At 47.3% G+C, this 17185-nt stretch carries 18 protein-coding genes; 15 read left to right on the forward strand and 3 right to left on the reverse strand.

Annotation, left to right across the window (positions count from 1 at the left end):
- Positions 1-34 precede the first annotated feature (34 nt).
- The 3 genes from BW42_RS01205 to BW42_RS01215 are packed head-to-tail and all read right to left on the reverse strand — an operon-like array spanning position 35 to position 2735.
- Entirely contained in the window at positions 35-1606 is a 1572-nt protein-coding gene (locus BW42_RS01205) for a hypothetical protein (protein ID WP_035406447.1), read from the reverse strand.
- 18 nt (positions 1607-1624) lie between these two features.
- The gene (locus BW42_RS01210) at positions 1625-2245 is read right to left on the reverse strand and encodes a type II secretion system protein (protein WP_035406449.1); all 621 of its coding nucleotides are present in this window, start codon (positions 2243-2245) and stop codon (positions 1625-1627) included.
- Positions 2208-2735 carry a prepilin-type N-terminal cleavage/methylation domain-containing protein gene (locus tag BW42_RS01215; RefSeq protein WP_035406451.1) on the reverse strand — a complete coding sequence of 176 codons (528 nt, stop codon included), beginning with the start codon at positions 2733-2735 and terminating at the stop codon, positions 2208-2210. The genes BW42_RS01210 and BW42_RS01215 overlap by 38 nt, the downstream gene beginning before the upstream one ends.
- Before the next feature lie 190 nt (positions 2736-2925).
- On the opposite strand from BW42_RS01215, the gene BW42_RS01220 reads away from it, so the two are divergent.
- The 15 genes from BW42_RS01220 to BW42_RS01290 all read left to right on the forward strand — a co-directional run bounded on the left by BW42_RS01220 (position 2926) and on the right by BW42_RS01290 (position 17146).
- Positions 2926-4293, forward strand: a complete 1368-nt coding sequence (locus tag BW42_RS01220) for a G5 domain-containing protein (RefSeq protein WP_035406453.1) — start codon at positions 2926-2928, stop codon at positions 4291-4293.
- Between the two features lie 15 nt (positions 4294-4308).
- Positions 4309-4623 carry a hypothetical protein gene (locus tag BW42_RS01225; RefSeq protein ID WP_035406455.1) on the forward strand — a complete coding sequence of 105 codons (315 nt, stop codon included), beginning with the start codon at positions 4309-4311 and terminating at the stop codon, positions 4621-4623.
- An 8-nt stretch (positions 4624-4631) separates the two neighbouring features.
- Positions 4632-6296 (forward strand): GspE/PulE family protein, encoded by a 1665-nt coding sequence (locus BW42_RS01230; RefSeq protein WP_035406458.1) that lies wholly within the window; start codon positions 4632-4634, stop codon positions 6294-6296.
- Positions 6293-7339 (forward strand): type IV pilus twitching motility protein PilT, encoded by a 1047-nt coding sequence (locus BW42_RS01235; RefSeq protein WP_035406460.1) that lies wholly within the window; start codon positions 6293-6295, stop codon positions 7337-7339. The genes BW42_RS01230 and BW42_RS01235 overlap by 4 nt, the downstream gene beginning before the upstream one ends.
- Before the next feature lie 4 nt (positions 7340-7343).
- Positions 7344-8561, forward strand: coding sequence for a type II secretion system F family protein (locus BW42_RS01240; protein ID WP_035406463.1), 1218 nt, complete (start codon positions 7344-7346; stop codon positions 8559-8561).
- Between the two features lie 138 nt (positions 8562-8699).
- Positions 8700-9218, forward strand: coding sequence for a type II secretion system protein (locus BW42_RS01245; protein ID WP_050677605.1), 519 nt, complete (start codon positions 8700-8702; stop codon positions 9216-9218).
- Positions 9219-9275: 57 nt separating this feature from the next.
- Positions 9276-10031 (forward strand): A24 family peptidase, encoded by a 756-nt coding sequence (locus BW42_RS01250; RefSeq protein WP_035406466.1) that lies wholly within the window; start codon positions 9276-9278, stop codon positions 10029-10031.
- A gap of 18 nt (positions 10032-10049) precedes the next feature.
- The gene (locus BW42_RS01255; protein WP_035406469.1) at positions 10050-11789 is read left to right on the forward strand and encodes a fimbrial assembly protein; all 1740 of its coding nucleotides are present in this window, start codon (positions 10050-10052) and stop codon (positions 11787-11789) included.
- Positions 11786-12514, forward strand: coding sequence for a hypothetical protein (locus tag BW42_RS01260; protein WP_035406472.1), 729 nt, complete (start codon positions 11786-11788; stop codon positions 12512-12514). The genes BW42_RS01255 and BW42_RS01260 overlap by 4 nt, the downstream gene beginning before the upstream one ends.
- Positions 12515-12621: 107 nt before the next feature.
- Positions 12622-13197 carry a nucleoside triphosphate pyrophosphatase gene (locus BW42_RS01265; RefSeq protein WP_035406475.1) on the forward strand — a complete coding sequence of 192 codons (576 nt, stop codon included), beginning with the start codon at positions 12622-12624 and terminating at the stop codon, positions 13195-13197.
- 46 nt (positions 13198-13243) lie between these two features.
- Entirely contained in the window at positions 13244-13876 is a 633-nt protein-coding gene (radC, locus tag BW42_RS01270; RefSeq protein WP_050677672.1) for a DNA repair protein RadC, read from the forward strand.
- Positions 13877-14038: 162 nt separating this feature from the next.
- Positions 14039-15073 carry a rod shape-determining protein gene (locus BW42_RS01275; protein WP_029342258.1) on the forward strand — a complete coding sequence of 345 codons (1035 nt, stop codon included), beginning with the start codon at positions 14039-14041 and terminating at the stop codon, positions 15071-15073.
- 14 nt (positions 15074-15087) lie between these two features.
- A complete protein-coding gene (gene mreC, locus BW42_RS01280) occupies positions 15088-15972 on the forward strand; it encodes a rod shape-determining protein MreC (RefSeq protein ID WP_035406478.1) in 885 nt (294 codons plus the stop codon).
- Positions 15965-16468, forward strand: coding sequence for a rod shape-determining protein MreD (gene mreD, locus BW42_RS01285; protein ID WP_035406481.1), 504 nt, complete (start codon positions 15965-15967; stop codon positions 16466-16468). The genes mreC and mreD overlap by 8 nt, the downstream gene beginning before the upstream one ends.
- Positions 16469-16471: 3 nt before the next feature.
- The gene (locus tag BW42_RS01290; RefSeq protein ID WP_035406484.1) at positions 16472-17146 is read left to right on the forward strand and encodes a septum site-determining protein MinC; all 675 of its coding nucleotides are present in this window, start codon (positions 16472-16474) and stop codon (positions 17144-17146) included.
- The last annotated feature ends 39 nt before the right edge of the window (positions 17147-17185 follow it).

Raw genomic sequence — 17185 nt, forward strand, 5'->3', positions numbered from 1 at the left:
TTCGTCGCTGACGAATGACTCTTTTTTATGTGTGCTATGGTTGAACGCGTTTTGGTGTTTCGACATACAATTGAACTGCTCGATTGAGTGGAAGTAAGGCTGTTGGATTTTTTAATACCGTCGCATCATACGCCATACGTAGACGGGATGCTTCAAAGTCCGTTGATTTGTTGGCGACCATCAGTTTTTCGAGCTCCGTCACGTTTGCAGGGAACGCATTTTCAGGTAAATTCAGTTTCCCACGGTAAGCATTGACTTCGAGTTCTCCTTTCGTGAAGATTCCTCCACGTACATTCATCGTCGAACCAACAGAATAAATCGTATTTTTTTGATCGTCGTCACTATATAGAAACGCATTTAAATCAGGTGTAGTCGTCTGAGGCGTCGAAAATTTATTGACGCGGTTAATGACAAGATTTCCTTTACTAAGTAAAATCAATGTATTTTGTTTCGCAGTTGAAGTCAGCCCTTGAATGTTTGCGTCATCTAGACGACTCGTTCCAGTCGCATAAATCGTCGTTGCAAATCCAACATTTCCTCGAATCAGTAAGTTGCCAAGAACAACGAGAGGACGCTTGATCTCAAGCGGCTGGGTCAAAGGGTTCAAAGAAGAAATCGTTAAATTTCCGTTAATGATTAAAGGTTCGAGTGTTTCTTGAACAAGATCATCTGTCAATGTCACAGTATTGCCTGTGTTTAATGCTGGACTGATCATTTGTCGCTTCGTATCAAGTTCTGTTAAAAATGGTCCCGTTAATATAGATTGTGGAATTGAAGAATTTTTTAATGCAGAAGCCACTTGCGTAAAAGGCGTATTCACTGGTAATTTCAAAAAATCGTTCAACGCATAGTCGAAATCGAACGGAACTAATGTTTCTTTCGTTGATACTAGCTCCGTTGCACCTTTCGGATCAAAAATCGTTTTATCACACACGAGGTAATCCCCACACTTCAATAATGGCTGAGTCTTCTCTTGGAAAACGCGTACCTGACCTGCGATGTAGGGAAGTGCTTTAGTATTAGTGAAGGTACCATCCTCATTATTGTATTTGAATATCGGGGTCGCAGTTGCTTGCAGGGCGTTGCGGGAAAAAATATTACCTTCGATCAAGGGAGCACCATTTAAGATGACTTGATCATCTGAGCCTAACGTATAGTACAAAAAACTAGGAATGGCAGATAAATAGACACGTTGTCGATACGTTTTTTTTATTGTCGGCTGGTCGCCTTTTTGTTTTGAAACTGTCGCTGTTAAATCAAACGCTTTGACCCGGACGTTTGATGCGGTTTCATTCAACTTGACGGTCACGTTCGGAACAATTGATTTTAAGGGTAAAACGATAGAATTATCGAGATTCTCAAACAATGCTTGAGAAGAAGTCGTTGGTGAAGTCCCGGTCGTCTTAGAGACGATGTTTTGCAGGGAGGCGACTGCTAAATCAAGATCATTTTGTGTCGTCGTCTCGACATCGATATCTGTCTCACGGATTTCAGTTAAGCGATTCGACTGTAAGCTGATACCGATCGTCGCAACAGCGAGAACGGACAGGACTGTTAAAGTCACAAGAACGAAAAGTAATGTATAGCCTTGTTCGGATTTACGCATACCGTGTTCCTTTCTGAGTTAAAATCCAATCGTACTCGTGAAGGTCTGAACTTCCTCTTGATCTGTCGATTGAATTGTAGTTGTAATCGTTAAAATACCGTGAATGACGTAACGACCCGGATACGTTCCTGATGTAATGGTTTGATACTCCGGACTCGATAACTTGAAAGTCTGAAGTAAATCAGTTTGGTCGTCGATTGACTGTGTCGCTGATTCATACGTTAGTTCGGTACTGTCCAGTGTTTGTTCTGCGAATGTATAACGGACTGGTCTCGCTTTCTCTTCTGAAGAAGATGATTCTTCTGTTGCGTCAAAAGGTTCGAATCCACTGGCGCGTTCAAGTAATCCAGTATCGGCGTTTAAGACAGGAAGTGATCTTTTATAAAACGATAATTGTTTTGCTTCATCGACCCGAATTGCATCAAATCCACTGATTTCATTTAAGATGATACCGACTCGACTATCAGCTTCACTGCGTAGTTCAGTGATGATCCCAGTTGCCCGAAAGCTTTTCGTACCCGAAATGAATACGGTCAAAATGACCGCACTAAAGATCGAGGCAATGACGATCGCAACAAGCAATTCGACAAGTGAGAATCCATCATTTTGTTGTCGGAAAACTTTGATTGAGCGTCGCATTCGTAATCGATCCTTTCAATGACGTAATCGGTTCAGATGTACCTTCTATATAGACGAATACATGTAAGTCAAGAAGATTTGGATTAACGACTCCTTCTATTTTCCGAGGTGTCACACTGTATTTGACGTCAAAGGCAATATTATTGATTTCAGGATTAGTAAAGATTGATGTACATATAGCCGATAGTCCACAAGAAGGAGACGTGGGCTCGGGAATGACATAGTTTCCATTTAGATAAGTGGCTTTGTCTGCTTGTGTAGATAGAGAACTAAAAGCGAATGGTTCGTCACGTGTCGCTTCTAAAGCTTCTCGCTTGATATAAGATGTTGCGTTTTTTGCCAGATAATTCGCGAACGTCAACTCTGTACTGTCACGCGAAGCAGCTAGTGACTGAGAAAAAATACTGATAAGAGATACCGATATGATAGATAAAATCGTGATACTGACTAGTACTTCGATTAGCGAAAAACCGCCTTGCTCGCGATGCATGGATTCACCTCTACTTCATGATAGATGAGAATGAAAGGTCCTCAATGATTTTTCTAGAAAATCAAAAACAGCACCTATTCACAGATCATGAAAGGATTTGTCAGGATAGGACTTATGTTTCATCATAATATTCATTATAATGGAAATACTAGGCACCTGAAATGATTAAATTCATACAGAAAGGAAACAGATGATGATTAATCCAAAGCGTTTTGTTATACATACACTCTTATTACTTGTACTTGTAGCCCTGATTTACGTACCATCGTTTGCCTTGATTTCCTTTACCGGTAAAGCAACGGCACCTACGACATTTTCTGAGACAGCACGTATTGGATCGGTTCCAGTCAGTGGCATGGATCGAAAGGAAGCACAATCGAAAGTCGAGAAAGCGATTACGGAGTGGACGAAGAAAACGCCGCTGTCAACTGGAACAGGAGAAGAGACGACACCGATTCCAACAGAAGTCGTGAAAATCAACGCTGATGACTCTGTAAAAAAAGCTTCTTTGAAAAAAGGCGGAGACTTGATGGTTGCGGTAGACGAAGCGACGCTTGAGAACTTTCTGGCGTCACAGCCAATCAGTTACTCGGATGAGCAACGCCTTGCTTTTAAGACATGGTTAATTGATACGAGTAAAATGTTACAGGAAGGGAACTTTGATCCTGCTCAATCGGAAGCTGCAGTCGATCCGGCAGGTGAGGTCGTATCGACAGTATCATTCTCGACGCGGTCTGCCGCTGAAGAACAGATGATCACGGCGATGATGAATGTGGAGATCAAGCCGGGACAATTAATGAATGTCAAGACGTACGGTATGGATGCGGTCGCGGGATCATATGTTGGCAGTAAGTTATACGAACTGTTCGCAAAGACTCCATTTGAAATCGTCGAACGGATGCCACATACGTCATTACCAGACGGCATCACACTAGGATATGACGTCAAAATTGATGAGAAAACAGATTTTGCCGTTCGTAATACACAAGCATCGATCTATCGTGTCGTTGCGACACAAAACGGAAGTGATGTCACACTTGAATTGCAAGGCACGCCGTTCAAAGAAACGGTTACGACCGTCCTTGAAGGCGAAAAATCGATTCCGTTCCGGACGATTACACGTTATTCTGCAACGCTTACGGCAGGAACGACAAGTGATACTCAAGCGGGAGAGGACGGAAAGTCAATCGAAGTCTATCGCGTGACGAAGACGACTCAAGGTGAGAAAAAGCAGTTATTATCCCTTGATTTCTATGCAGCAATCCCAGCAATCATCACAAAGAGTAGTCAAGAAGAACAAGCACCTGTCGTCGTACCTGAACCGGAAGACGACACGAACTCTGATGATTCGACGGATACGAATGATTCCAATGATTCAACGAATACAGATGAGACAGACGATCAAACGACGGATGAACCGCAGACGGACGGAGTTGAGACACCGGATACACCAACGTCTCCGACAAGTCCGACGACACCCGACACACCGGATAGTAATGAAACGGGTGACCCTGCTTCACCAGTAGAAGGTGAAACGACAGGGGAACCTGTCGGATAAGAAGGAGGAGAAGAGATGAACTGGACGACGATAGCAATTGAACTCGGTATCATTATCGGTCTAGCGACGATCATCTGTGGACTGATGTTTGCGGTGACGATTCCTTATGTGACGACGGTGACGACGAAAGCGATTTTATCTGTTGCGGCGATTTTGATCGTGACGTTGATCTATTTCAGTATTCAACTCGACTGGATCACGAACCCACTCGTTCTCACGGGGATTGTCGTCTTATGTCTGTTGACGGCAGTCGTGACAAGTGTAGTTGATGAAAAACATCAAAAACCGGATGTGTTAGAGGAAGAAGAAACATGGCACGCGGAAGGATGACTCGTTAAATGGCAATGAAACGAAAACGTTTAGGGGAAATGTTGATCGAAGAAAGCCTTGTGACGGAACAGCAAGTCGAAGAGGCGTTGACGGTCAAACGATCGACCGAAAAACTCGGCGATGCACTGCTTCGACTCGGGCACTTGACGGAACAACAACTATTAGAAGCACTGCACCATCAATTGAAGATTCCGATCATCCAGCTATACAACTATCCAGTTGACGTAGCTGTCACGAAACTAATTTCAAAAGACTTGGCACAGCGGCACACGCTCGTTCCGGTTTATCGGGAAGGAAACCGTTTATTTATTGCCATGGCAGACCCAATGGATTTAATCGCGATCGATGATTTACGTATGCAGACCGGTTTATCGATTGATGTCGGAATCGCGACACGTGACGAAATCAGACGAACGATCCTGAAGTATTATGACATTGATTCGTCGTTACGGGAGCTACTCGAATCCGATGACATGATGGAGTCGGATCAATCTCGTGATGTCGTAACGCGTGAAGATGCACCCATCATCCGACTCGTCAATCAAATTCTAGAGAACGCGATTGCCCAGCGTGCATCGGATATTCATATGGATCCGCAGGAAACTTCGATGACGATCCGAATCCGGATTGATGGAGAGTTGCGGACGGAGAACAATTATCCGAAACAGATTCAAAGCATTTTGACGACGCGGATCAAAGTCATGAGTGAACTTGATATCACCGAGTCACGCTTACCACAGGATGGACGGATTAAATATGTCTTTAACGGGTTACCGTATGATTTCCGTGTCTCGACCTTGCCGACGGTTTACGGTGAAAAGGTCGTTATCCGGATTCTTGACAGCTCCAACTCGAACATCTCGATTTCAAAAATCGGTTTTAGTTCGCGAAACGAGTCACAGTTCCGGGAGATGCTGAAGCGCCCGAACGGGATTATCTTGATCACCGGTCCGACTGGGTCCGGGAAATCGTCGACATTGTATGCCGCGTTAAATGAGTTGAATGACGAGTCACGCAACATCATTACTGTTGAAGATCCGGTCGAGTATCAAGTCGATGGAATCAACCAAGTTCAAGTCAACGCGAAGATTGGGTTGACGTTTGCGAGTGGTCTTCGCTCGATTCTTCGTCAGGATCCGAACGTCGTCATGGTCGGGGAAATTCGAGATATCGAGACGGCTGAGATTTCGATTCGCGCCTCGCTGACAGGACACTTGGTTCTTTCGACCTTGCACACGAACTCTGCCGTTAGCTCGATCACGCGATTGATTGACATGGGAGTCGAACCGTTCCTCGTAGCCGCTTCAATCAGTGGATTGATTGCTCAACGACTCGTTCGCCGTGTCTGTCGCGATTGTGGCGAAGTTCACCCGATTTCAACACGTGAGCAAGAGTTATTTGATCAAGAAGGAATCGAAGCGACGACGGTCATGCGTGGACGTGGTTGCTCGTCTTGTAACATGACGGGGTACCGCGGACGGGTTGCGATTCAAGAAGTCATCATGATTGATGAAGTGTTACGCCGAATGATCATGAATCAATCGACGGAAAGTGACATCACAGCGTACGTTAAGGAGCAAGGACAACGCTTCCTACTTGCAGATGGTCTATCAAAAGTCGCGAACGGGATCACGACGACAGAAGAGATTTTACGGACGGTGATTTCAGAATGAACAGTACGATGGAACGGGCACAAATCGAAGATATTTTACGCTCCTCAAAAGAACGAGGAGCGTCAGATGTTCACTTGACGGCGGGATCACCGCCCGTCTTTCGGATCAACGGGACGTTGACACCTTTTGGGACGGAGAAGATGAAACCAATCATCATTGATGGATTTGTGCAGTCATTGATCACGGAAGAGATGTATCAACAGCTGAAACAGGACCGGGATATCGATTTTTCGTTCGGTGTGACCGGTGTCGCTCGGTACCGGGTCAACTGCTTTTATCAACGGGGTGCTTTGTCAATGGCGTTTCGGACGATTCCGACTGAGGTACCAACGCTTGAGCAATTAGCGTTGCCTCCTGTTTTAAAACGATTCTTAACGAAACCACACGGCTTGATTCTCGTCACGGGTCCGACCGGTTCTGGAAAATCGACAACGCTTGCAGCGATGATCAATGAAATCAATCAGACGATGTATAAACGAATCATTACGCTCGAAGATCCGATTGAATACTTACATAGTCATCATAAAAGCCTAATCGATCAGCGAGAAATCGGGATCGATGCGCCACGCTTTGCAACCGGCTTACGTTCAGCGCTCCGTCAAGATCCAGATGTCATTTTGCTTGGGGAGATGCGGGACCTTGAGACGATTGCGACCGCCGTGACGGCAGCGGAGACGGGTCACCTCGTCTTTGCGACAGTTCATACATCGACGGCTGCCTCAACGGTTAGCCGAATCATTGATGTTTTCCCGTCAGAGCAACAAGATCAGATTCGAGCTCAACTGGCGAACGTCCTTGCGGGTGTCATCTCGCAGCGCTTGATGCCGCGTTCGGATGGAACAGGTCGCGTCGCAGCCCTCGAAATCATGGTCGATACACCAGCTGTCTCGAACTTGATTCGGACCGGTAAGGAATATCAGATTCAATCCGTCCTGCAGACGGGTAAACAATACGGCATGCAGACGATGCAGATGGCATTGCAGGATCTCGTCAGTCGGGGATTGATTCCGGCTTCTGCTGCATCACCGTACATATCGGGGTGAACACATGGCAGTATTCATTTATGAAGGTCGGACGATGGCCGGCAAACGAAAGAAAGGCAAGATTACAGCACTGACGAAACGAGAAGCCGCAGAACGGTTGCGGACGGATCAGATTGCTGTGACTTCGCTTCAAAAGCAAGAGTCGAAAGGATTAAACACCGAGATTACGTTTCTCAGTGCAAAACCGAAAATTGAACATCTCGTCATGTATGCGCGTCAGTTCGCGACACTTGTGCGGTCCGGTGTCTCAATCGTCAAGGCGACGGAAATTCTGCGGAAGCAGACGGAGTCGAAACCACTTGAACGGGCACTCGTTGAGGTCGAAGATGACTTACGGAGTGGGATTCAGTTTTCGCAAGCGATTGAAAAACATCCACGGGTCTTTGATACATTCTTCGTCAGTATGGCGATGGCGGGAGAGGCAAGTGGGAATCTCGAGGAAGCACTTGATAACATCGTCACCCAGCTTGAAAAACAATATGAAATCAAACGGAAAGTCATCTCGGCATTGATCTACCCAGCGGTCGTTTCACTCGTTGCCGTAGGGGTCGTCGTCTTCTTGATGATGAACGTCGTCCCGACGTTTGCATCGATCTTTGATCAACTCGGTAGTGAGTTGCCTTTGATCACGAAGCTCGTCGTTGCCGTATCGGATTTCTTCGTTGCGTACTGGTGGGTCATGTTGCTAATTGCTTTTGGATTGATTGGATTACTGTACTTTAATTTAAAAAACGAACGCCAACGACTATTTTTTGATCGCTTTTTATTAATTATTCCCGTTTTTGGCCCTCTGATCCAAAAGTCGCAGATTGCCTTGATGACCCGGGGGCTGTCCGTCCTGCTTAATGCTTCCGTCCCAATTTTAGCCTCACTCGATATCACAGAGCGGATCGTGACGAATCGGATCATCCGGAAAGGGATTGCGGGAGCCAACGAAGCGATGGCACGTGGCATTCCAATGCACGAACCACTTGAGAAAAACAAATATTTTCCACCTCTCGTCACGCAGATGATTGCAATCGGGGAAGAGTCAGGACGTCTTGATACGATGCTGACGGAAGTCGCGAACTTCTATGAGACAGAAGTCGAGACGACGACAGACCGTTTAAAGTCGATTATTGAGCCACTCTTGATCGTTGTTTTAGCAGCAATCGTTGGTGTCATCGTCATTGCCGTCGTCGTACCGATGTTTAAAATTTACTCGGATATACAAGCGAGTTGACAATTGTAAAAACATTTACCTGATGTGAAAAAAAGACATATTCTACAAAAAATATGGTGCTACTATAATAGTATTCATCTGGATAGTATTACCTACTAACCAAGAACAGTGAAAAAGTACTAGGGAGGCATAAAGAAAATGGTAGAACGTTTAAAAGAAATCTGGTTAGATGCAAAACAAATGCGCGATGAGCGTGGATTGACGTTGATAGAGTTACTCGTCGTCGTCGTTATCTTAGGAATCATTGCAGCAATCGCTGTCGTCGCAATCGGTGGTTTGATTGAGAACTCACGTAAAGATGCCGTTGTTTCGGATGCGAAGCAATTGGTATCGGCTGCGAAGTTGTATACTTCTTCAAATCCGATTCAAGCAGGAGAATCAATTATCTTGGGAATTAATGAAGATGGAAAAGCTATTAAATCAACAGCAGTTGGCACCGATGTTCCAGTACGTAAAGAGTCATTAAGTAAGTATATCGATGAAATGAAAGATTCATTAAATTCGGATGCAGAATATAAAGATTCTTATGTACTTGTTAAAGAAAGTGCTGGAAAATATACTTATACAGTCACGCTTACAAGTAAAAAATCTACAAATTCTTACTTCGAAAAACAAGATCCATCTGAACTAAAGCGTTCAGCTGTTGAAGTGAAATAATCCCCACCCCCTCCTCGGGGGTTTTTTTCTGAACTTTTTTGAAAGGGAGGTCGTGTCATGACGATCGTCTTCACGGTTTACTTTTTCTTGTTAGGCTTACTCATCACGTCGTTTACGAACGTCGTCGGTCTGCGCGTCCCGGTCGGGGAGTCGATCGTTCATCCGCGCTCCCATTGTCCGACATGTGGGCATGTCCTAGGACCGCTTGAACTGACACCGGTACTCGGTTACGCAGTACTTGGTGGGAAGTGCCGCTCTTGCGGACAATCAATTTCAATCAAGTATCCAGCGCTTGAATTACTCGGAGGGATTCTCTACGCCTATGCCTTTTGGCAGTTCGGCTGGTCGATGGAACTGGCGTTGACACTCGTCCTGACGAGCTTGTTATTTATCCTGACAATGTCGGACTTAGCCTACATGCTGATCCCGAATAAAATTTTACTCATCTTTTTGCCAATTGCCTTGATTGTGCGCTACCTTTCTCCACTCGAAAACTGGTATAATCCAATTATTGGTGGAATCGTCGGGTTCGTTCTATTATTCGTCATCTTTCTTGCTTCCCGTCGTGGTATGGGAGCAGGGGATGTCAAACTGTTCGGACTGCTCGGAATCTTCCTTGGACCGCTTCACGTCGTCATTGCCTTGTTCGTCTCGGCATTCGTTGGTTCCGTTCTTGGCTTAACATTACTTGGACTCGGACGCGTGAAACGGAAACAACCCATTCCCTTCGTTCCGTCGATTGCCGTCGGAACATTACTGACATATTATTTTGCGGATGATTGGGTATCGTGGTACCTCGATTTACTGCTTTAAGAAAGGAAGAACGTACATATGGCGCAACGGCGTAAAGGGACTTATATCTACTTTAATTTTACCGACGTCGCAATCTTCGGTGCGGTCGTCAAAAAAGGCGTCATCAAGCGCCGGGCAGTCGTCGCGCTGCCGCCAGGAACACTTCAAGGAGGCTGGTTACAGCCGGAAGCCTCGCTTGATTTCATCTTTGACGGGTTACTGACGAAACTAAAAGTACCGCGTGGTTCGCAAGCGGTGCTCGCGCTCGATGGTTCACTCGTTCTCGCCCGGAAACTTGATATTCCGGAGACAATCGAGACGAATCAAATCCGTGGCTATTTGTTTATGGAGATCGGACATAGTATCGTCTTACCGTTTGAAGAACCATATTTTGATTACACGGTTCTTGAAGAAGACGGCAAGCGGGAAATCATGCTCTATGCCGCCCCAAACGAAGCGCTAAAGCAATACACGCAACTGTTCAAACAAAAGCATTTGCGACTGGTTGCTGCTGAACCTCAACCGCTTGCGACCTACTTCGGGATTGAATCTCATCACCCAGTCGCGACGGAAGCTGATACGTTATTGATCTGGAATGCGAATGCGACGAATCACCAGCTGATCATTATCGAAGATCACGTGCCACGTCTGATTCGCTCGGTCGACACGTTTGCGGCTGATGCGTGGGATGTTGATGTCATCGATGATCAATTGCATTATCGTTACCGCTCGGATGATCCGACGGTCGAACTCGTCTTAGATGAGATGTTGCTCGAGTTCTCGCGTGTGCTCGATTTCTATCGTTTTTCGCTCGCGCGCGAAGGACGAGAGATCACGAATGTCGTCCTTGCCGGGGACTTCCCGTTCCGTGATGAACTTGCAACACGTTTCCGGTCGAACTTTGATTTAAGTCTCGATGAAATTCCAGATATGATGACGATTGACGGACAGTCAATTCCACGAGCGTACTTACCGCTCGCTGGTCTTGCTTCACCGCGAAAAGACCGCATCAACTTATTACCGGAAAATGACGAAGCACCGAAATATCCGCTTGTCGCTTCACTCATTCTGTTGTTGTTCGGCGGACTCGCTGGTGGTTATCTCTACTGGCAAACCGATCAATTCGCGGACCGCGTCGAATCGACGAACGATCAAATCCAGATCGTCCGTCAGTTGCAGTCGGAATCGGACCAATCGGCGAAGCAGGAAGTCGCGCAACTCAAACAGACAGTCGAAGGACTCGAGACGACGCCACGTCCTGCCGTGCCGACGCTTGAACGAATTACCCGTTATCTCCCGGAACGCGGTTATATCCTTCAATTCGCGTATGGTGCGAATCATGCCGTGACGATGACGACCCAATTCGAGACGCTTGATGAACTAAACGATTTTTATCGTGAATTGTTGACAGATAAAGTCTTCTCAGGAACGAACCTTGCGAGTGTGACGACACGGACGATGAATGAAAAGGCGGATGTCGTCACGACGACGACGGTTGATCCGACGACCGGGCAAGAAATTCCGACGACGGAAATCACACCGTCGGATGATGCCGAATCAGAAGAACCCCGTTATATCGGACAATTCTCGTTGAACGTCAACCCGACGGAAGTCGTCAAAGGCGAAACGAACGAAGCTGATCCGACAGTACCAAAAGAAGATCAGCCGTCTGAATCGGAAACGGATAGCTCGACGGAAGCGACTCCTTCAACCGATCCGACGACGGAGACGACTGATCCGAATGTAACGACTGAAATCGAGGAGGTGCCGGACAATTGAAACGTTATAGTAGCTTCATCCTCCTCGGTCTAACGATCTTGATCGTTCTCGGTGCGGTCGGTTACTTCGGTTATACGACGTATACGACACACCAAACGTTGCAAGAAAAAGAAGCGACGTTGAAACGGGAACAGATGGTGCTCGAGCAAGCGAAAGCGAACGAACAGAAAGTCGACGTCGCTGAGTCGAGCTTCCTGCAACAAAAAGTCCCGGTGACGGCAGCGAACGATGACGTCATCGATGCGATTAACGCGTCGAGTCAGATTGCCGGTGTCAAAGTCCAGTCGATCACGTTTGGTCAGGCGACCACAACGCCACAGTCACCGGTGACATCAACGCCTGCCGTTGACGGAGCAATGGCGACGGAGTCTGATCAAGATCAAGCGACAACAGCTGCGGCGACAGGAACAACCACAGCGAATGCGACGCCACTTCCGGCGTCATTGACGGTTGAAGCCCCGTCGTATCTTGAATTGATGGCATTCTTAAAACAAATCGAGCGGACGGATCGAATCACGGTCTTACGCCAAATTCAGTTATCGGGACCGGAAGAACCGGGTCCGAGTAGTGGGACGGTCTTGCTTGAGGATGAGATGCTTTCATTCACAGTCGAGATCGAATCGTATTATCGTCCGGACCTGACGAAGTTGACGCCGGATAAGCAAACGCCACTCGAGGAGAAGACGCCGAAGTTGGATCCATTTGTCGATGTGACAGGAAATTAAAAGAAAACAAGCGGTTCCTATGCTGTTAGGGACCGCTTGTTTTTTGTTAGACTATTCGATGACTCGAATTATGCGATTCGAAATTAATGGGAAAGAACGTGATACTGATGATAACGCAACCACACTTGATTCTCGCCTCAGCTTCACCGCGCCGGACAGAGCTCCTGCAACAAATCGGAATCGCTCACGCAGTCGTACCGGCGAATGTCGTTGAAGAAGCGCCTTACCCGATGTCCCCGCATGAATACGTCCGTCATCTATCGCAAAAGAAAGCGCGAGCGATTACAGCGGACGGTGTCATTCTGGCAGCCGATACAGTCGTTGCAATTGACGATATGATTCTCGAGAAGCCGGCAGATAGGGGAGAGGCACGGGCGATGCTCGCGCGTCTATCGGGACGCGCACATGAAGTCGTGACAGGAGTAACGATTCGCTTTGGTGAGAAGGAAGAGACATTCGACGTGACGACACACGTTCGTTTTGGTGCATTGCCAAACGAATGGATCGAAGGCTATATCGCGACGACCGAGCCCTATGATAAAGCGGGTGGATATGGTATTCAAGCGATGGGTGGCCTGTTCGTCGAAGCGATCGAGGGCGATTACTATAATGTTGTCGGATTGCCGATCCACGAGATCATGAAACGTCTCGCGTCCTTTGCGATCAAGCCGATGTTTGCGTAATCCTGAAACAGAGAGGTCGGATGCTGTGATTGAATGGCCGAAGGATATGGTTCAGTTGAAAGGCTTAGCACAAGCGACGACAGTCGAGTTACTGGCATGTCTTGTCCGAAGCGGAACGCGCGACCGGACACCGCTCGAAATCGCGGAAGAATTACTGCACATCTATCCTTCACTGATTGAACTCGAGGCAGCTGGAGTCGGTGGACTCGAGAAAGCACCAGGTGTCGGGAAGGCAAAGGCGTTGCAAATCATGGCGGGACTGGAACTCGGTCGCCGTCTCGTCACGGAACCGAAGTGGGTTCGACCGACGATCCGTTCACCGGAAGACGCGGCGGAGCTGTTGTTAGAAGAAATGCGTCTCTATCAACAGGAACATTTCATCTGCCTGTATTTGAATACGAAAAATGAGGTTGTCTCGAAAAAGACGTTATTCATTGGAGGATTGAACACGTCAATCGTCCACCCGCGAGACGTCTTCCGGGAAGCGATTCGCTGCTCGGCTGCGAACTTCATTGCCGTCCATAATCATCCGTCCGGTGATCCGACGCCAAGTCGGGAAGATATCGAGGTATCCGAGCGACTTGTTGAGGCAGGACGACTCATTGGAATCAGTTGTCTTGACCACATCATCATCGGGCATGGACAATTTATTAGTATGAAACAGCGCGGATTTATGTAAGAATAACGTCTGAAGGGAAAGTTTCGTTTCTTTCCGTCAGACGTTTTTTTGTGTGTTTTCTAAGGCGAACTGTAAACAAGCTGTAACGTTTTAACGCTTTCCAATGAAGGCTTTTCCGTTATAATTAGTGAAGTGTATTCTCAGAGAGGGGTTTTTTGAATAATGTTTGGATCATTCAGCCGTGAAATCGGCATTGACTTAGGTACGGCTAACACGCTTGTGTATGTAAAGGGGCAAGGAATCGTCGTCCGCGAACCGTCCGTCGTCGCCTTCCGTACGGATACAGGGAAAATTGAAGCTGTCGGTAACGCGGCAAAAAACATGATCGGTCGTACGCCGGGTAACGTGACTGCACGACGCCCGATGAAAGACGGGGTTATCGCGGATTATGAAACAACCGCTACGATGATCAAATATTTCATGGATCAAGCTTCGAAGAAAAAAGGCTTGTTCTCTTCTAAGACGAACGTCATGATCTGTGTACCAAGTGGTATCACATCAGTCGAAAAACGTGCGGTCGAAGATGCAGCGAAACTTGCAGGTGCGCGTGAAGCGTACACGATTGAAGAACCATTCGCAGCAGCAATCGGAGCTGGTCTTCCGGTTTCAGAACCAACAGGCTCGATGGTCGTTGATATCGGTGGTGGTACGACAGAAGTTGCTGTCATCTCACTCGGTGGTATCGTCACGAGCCAATCGATCCGTGTCGGTGGTGATGAGATGGATGAGTCGATCATTCGTTACATCAAATCGAAATACAACTTGATGATCGGGGAGCGGACAGCTGAGACGTTGAAAATGACGATCGGTTACGCTCGCATCGATGAAGAGTCAGAAAACGAAACGATGGAAATCCGTGGACGTGATCTCGTCACAGGTCTTCCGAAACAGATTGAAGTCACAAGTGCTGAAATTTGTGACGCACTCTCAGATACGGTCGAAGCGATTCTTGCAGGTGTCAAACACACGCTTGAGCAGACGCCTCCTGAATTATCAGCAGACGTCATGGACCGCGGAATCGTCTTGACAGGCGGTGGGGCACTCTTGAAGAACCTCGACGCTGTCATCGAAGACGAAACTCGTATTTTGACACTCGTTGCGGAAAACGCACTTGATTGTGTCGCAATCGGTACAGGAAAATCACTCGAGATGATGAATGTTCTTCGTTCGAAATCAGGCATCTCGCAAAAAAGATAAGGACGGGATGAGCGATGAAGCGATTTTTAAATAATCGAAAACTGCTCATCACACTCCTTAGTTTTCTCCTTTTGGTGATCTTGATCGGGATTTCGCTACAAGGGCGTAACCAATCCCACTGGTATCAAAGCTTCGTGCGTGATACCGTGGGCGTCGGTCAACGCCTTTTCGCGACACCGATTGGCTGGATTGATGATACGGTCACTTCGATTAAAGAAGTGCGTGACGTGTACAAAGAAAATGAACACTTGAAATCACGATTGAACGACTATGCCGGCAATGCCGTTAAAGTCCGTGATCTTGAGCGTGAGAATAAAGAATTAAAAGACATGCTCGACCTCAAAGGTTCGATTCGCGACTATAAACTGTTACCGGCAGAGATGATCGGGCGGACATCGTCCGAATGGCAACGGTTCGTGACGATTAACATCGGCGAACAAAAAGGGGTCAAACCGAACATGGCCGTCGTAACAGCAGATGGATTGATCGGTCGCGTCATCCAGGCGAGCGCTTATACGTCCCTTGTGCAGTTGATGTCGGATACGAGTCGGACGAATAACGTTTCGGCAACGGCAGACGACACGAAAGGAAAAGGAGTCTTCGGAACGATTGAAGGCTTCGATGAAGAGACGAAACTACTCAAGTTCACGAAAATTCCGAACGACGCGAAGCTGAAAAAAGGGCAGACCGTCACGACGTCCGGTCTTGGTGGAAAGTATCCGAGCGGGATCGTCATCGGAAAAATCGAAGAAGTGAAATCCGATCAGTATGGGGCTTCGAAAATCGCATACGTCAAACCGGCAGCAGACTTCGAACAGTTCGGTCATGTCTTCGTGATTGAACGCGAAGCGAAGGAACCTTTCGCTGAGACCGATAAGGGAGGGAACACTCGTGAATAACGTTAAGTTGTTTTTCGCCGTGTTCCTTCTTTTTATCTTAGAAGGAACGTTGTTCGCGGGACCGCTTGGAGATGGTTCGCCGTATGTCATTCATACGACCTTGATCGGTCTAATGTTCCTCGGTCGGTACGGGAAGCTTGAACAAGCACTCGGATTCGGACTCGTTTTCGGGTTGCTCTATGATTTCGTGTACTCGGATATTATCGGGATTTACTTATTTGCGTTATCCGCCATTCCGCTTTTTAGTAGCTTCGTGCTAAAATATGTAAAGGAGAACGTATTGACGATTCTCGTCACGTTCACGTTCAGTGCCATTTTGTATGAACTCGATATATATTTCTTCACGGCTTCGGTCGTTGGTGTCGGGGTTTCCTTCCAAGAACTCGCGACACAGATCATTCCAAGGAGTTTGGTTGCCCAGTTGATCGGGATCATCATCCTGTATTATCCGATGACCCGACTCGTGCAGTCGACCCTTGACGAGAAAAGAGGATGAGTCATGATTGAGCGTAAACGTTATGTAACGATGAAAGGCCATCGTGGTGGCCTCGCCGTCTATGTGAATGAAAGGTGCAGTGTGGATGAATTTCTTGACGATTTAGAGTTGACGCTTGCGGACAAATCCGTCGAGAACGGACGCGCCGTACCCATCACCTTCTTCTTCGGTCGACGTTATGTCGATGAAGGGGTGTTGACGGCCGTCGAATCTATCGTCGCGCGACATGATTCCTTCTCTTTCAAAGGCTATGACAGTGAGTGCATCACGAAAGATGAGGCAAAAGCCTTGTACGGAGAGCGGACGTTCCATTATTTTGGTGGCACCGCACGCAGTGGGCACGTATTAGACGTTGAAGGTTCGATCGTCATCATCGGAGATATCAATCCGGGGGCGGTCGTCCATGCGACAGGAAGTATCTATTGTCTCGGAGCTTTGCGTGGTACCGTTCATGCAGGTAAAGGTGGTAATACGGAAGCAGTCATCGCTGCAAGTGTGTTGCAACCGAAATGGGTCGCGGTCGCTGGAACCGTCCATGAGGAGCCGGATGACGCACCGATTCCTGCTCTCGATATGGGCTGTGCATTTTTAGGCGAAGACGGGGTGGAATTCTCCCGCCTTCAAACCGTTCCGCTTGCGCGGATGGATCAGTTTGCGATTGATAGTGAAAGAGGGTGACGGATATGGAACAAGTGAAAGAACAGGTACATATGGAGG

This window comes from Exiguobacterium sp. RIT341, assembly GCF_000632205.1.
In the GTDB taxonomy this organism is placed as follows: domain Bacteria; phylum Bacillota; class Bacilli; order Exiguobacteriales; family Exiguobacteriaceae; genus Exiguobacterium_A.

Excerpts from the sequence above, each read along its gene's own strand:
- BW42_RS01205 (WP_035406447.1), bottom strand. The coding sequence starts at position 1,606 with ATGCGTAAATCCGAACAAGGCTATACATTACTTTTCGTTCTTGTGACT.
- BW42_RS01210 (WP_035406449.1), bottom strand. The coding sequence starts at position 2,245 with ATGCGACGCTCAATCAAAGTTTTCCGACAACAAAATGATGGATTCTCA.
- BW42_RS01215 (WP_035406451.1), bottom strand. The coding sequence starts at position 2,735 with ATGCATCGCGAGCAAGGCGGTTTTTCGCTAATCGAAGTACTAGTCAGT.
- BW42_RS01220 (WP_035406453.1), top strand. The coding sequence starts at position 2,926 with ATGATGATTAATCCAAAGCGTTTTGTTATACATACACTCTTATTACTT.
- BW42_RS01225 (WP_035406455.1), top strand. The coding sequence starts at position 4,309 with ATGAACTGGACGACGATAGCAATTGAACTCGGTATCATTATCGGTCTA.
- BW42_RS01230 (WP_035406458.1), top strand. The coding sequence starts at position 4,632 with ATGGCAATGAAACGAAAACGTTTAGGGGAAATGTTGATCGAAGAAAGC.
- BW42_RS01235 (WP_035406460.1), top strand. The coding sequence starts at position 6,293 with ATGAACAGTACGATGGAACGGGCACAAATCGAAGATATTTTACGCTCC.
- BW42_RS01240 (WP_035406463.1), top strand. The coding sequence starts at position 7,344 with ATGGCAGTATTCATTTATGAAGGTCGGACGATGGCCGGCAAACGAAAG.
- BW42_RS01245 (WP_050677605.1), top strand. The coding sequence starts at position 8,700 with ATGGTAGAACGTTTAAAAGAAATCTGGTTAGATGCAAAACAAATGCGC.
- BW42_RS01250 (WP_035406466.1), top strand. The coding sequence starts at position 9,276 with ATGACGATCGTCTTCACGGTTTACTTTTTCTTGTTAGGCTTACTCATC.
- BW42_RS01255 (WP_035406469.1), top strand. The coding sequence starts at position 10,050 with ATGGCGCAACGGCGTAAAGGGACTTATATCTACTTTAATTTTACCGAC.
- BW42_RS01265 (WP_035406475.1), top strand. The coding sequence starts at position 12,622 with ATGATAACGCAACCACACTTGATTCTCGCCTCAGCTTCACCGCGCCGG.
- radC (WP_050677672.1), top strand. The coding sequence starts at position 13,244 with ATGGTTCAGTTGAAAGGCTTAGCACAAGCGACGACAGTCGAGTTACTG.
- BW42_RS01275 (WP_029342258.1), top strand. The coding sequence starts at position 14,039 with ATGTTTGGATCATTCAGCCGTGAAATCGGCATTGACTTAGGTACGGCT.
- mreC (WP_035406478.1), top strand. The coding sequence starts at position 15,088 with ATGAAGCGATTTTTAAATAATCGAAAACTGCTCATCACACTCCTTAGT.
- BW42_RS01290 (WP_035406484.1), top strand. The coding sequence starts at position 16,472 with ATGATTGAGCGTAAACGTTATGTAACGATGAAAGGCCATCGTGGTGGC.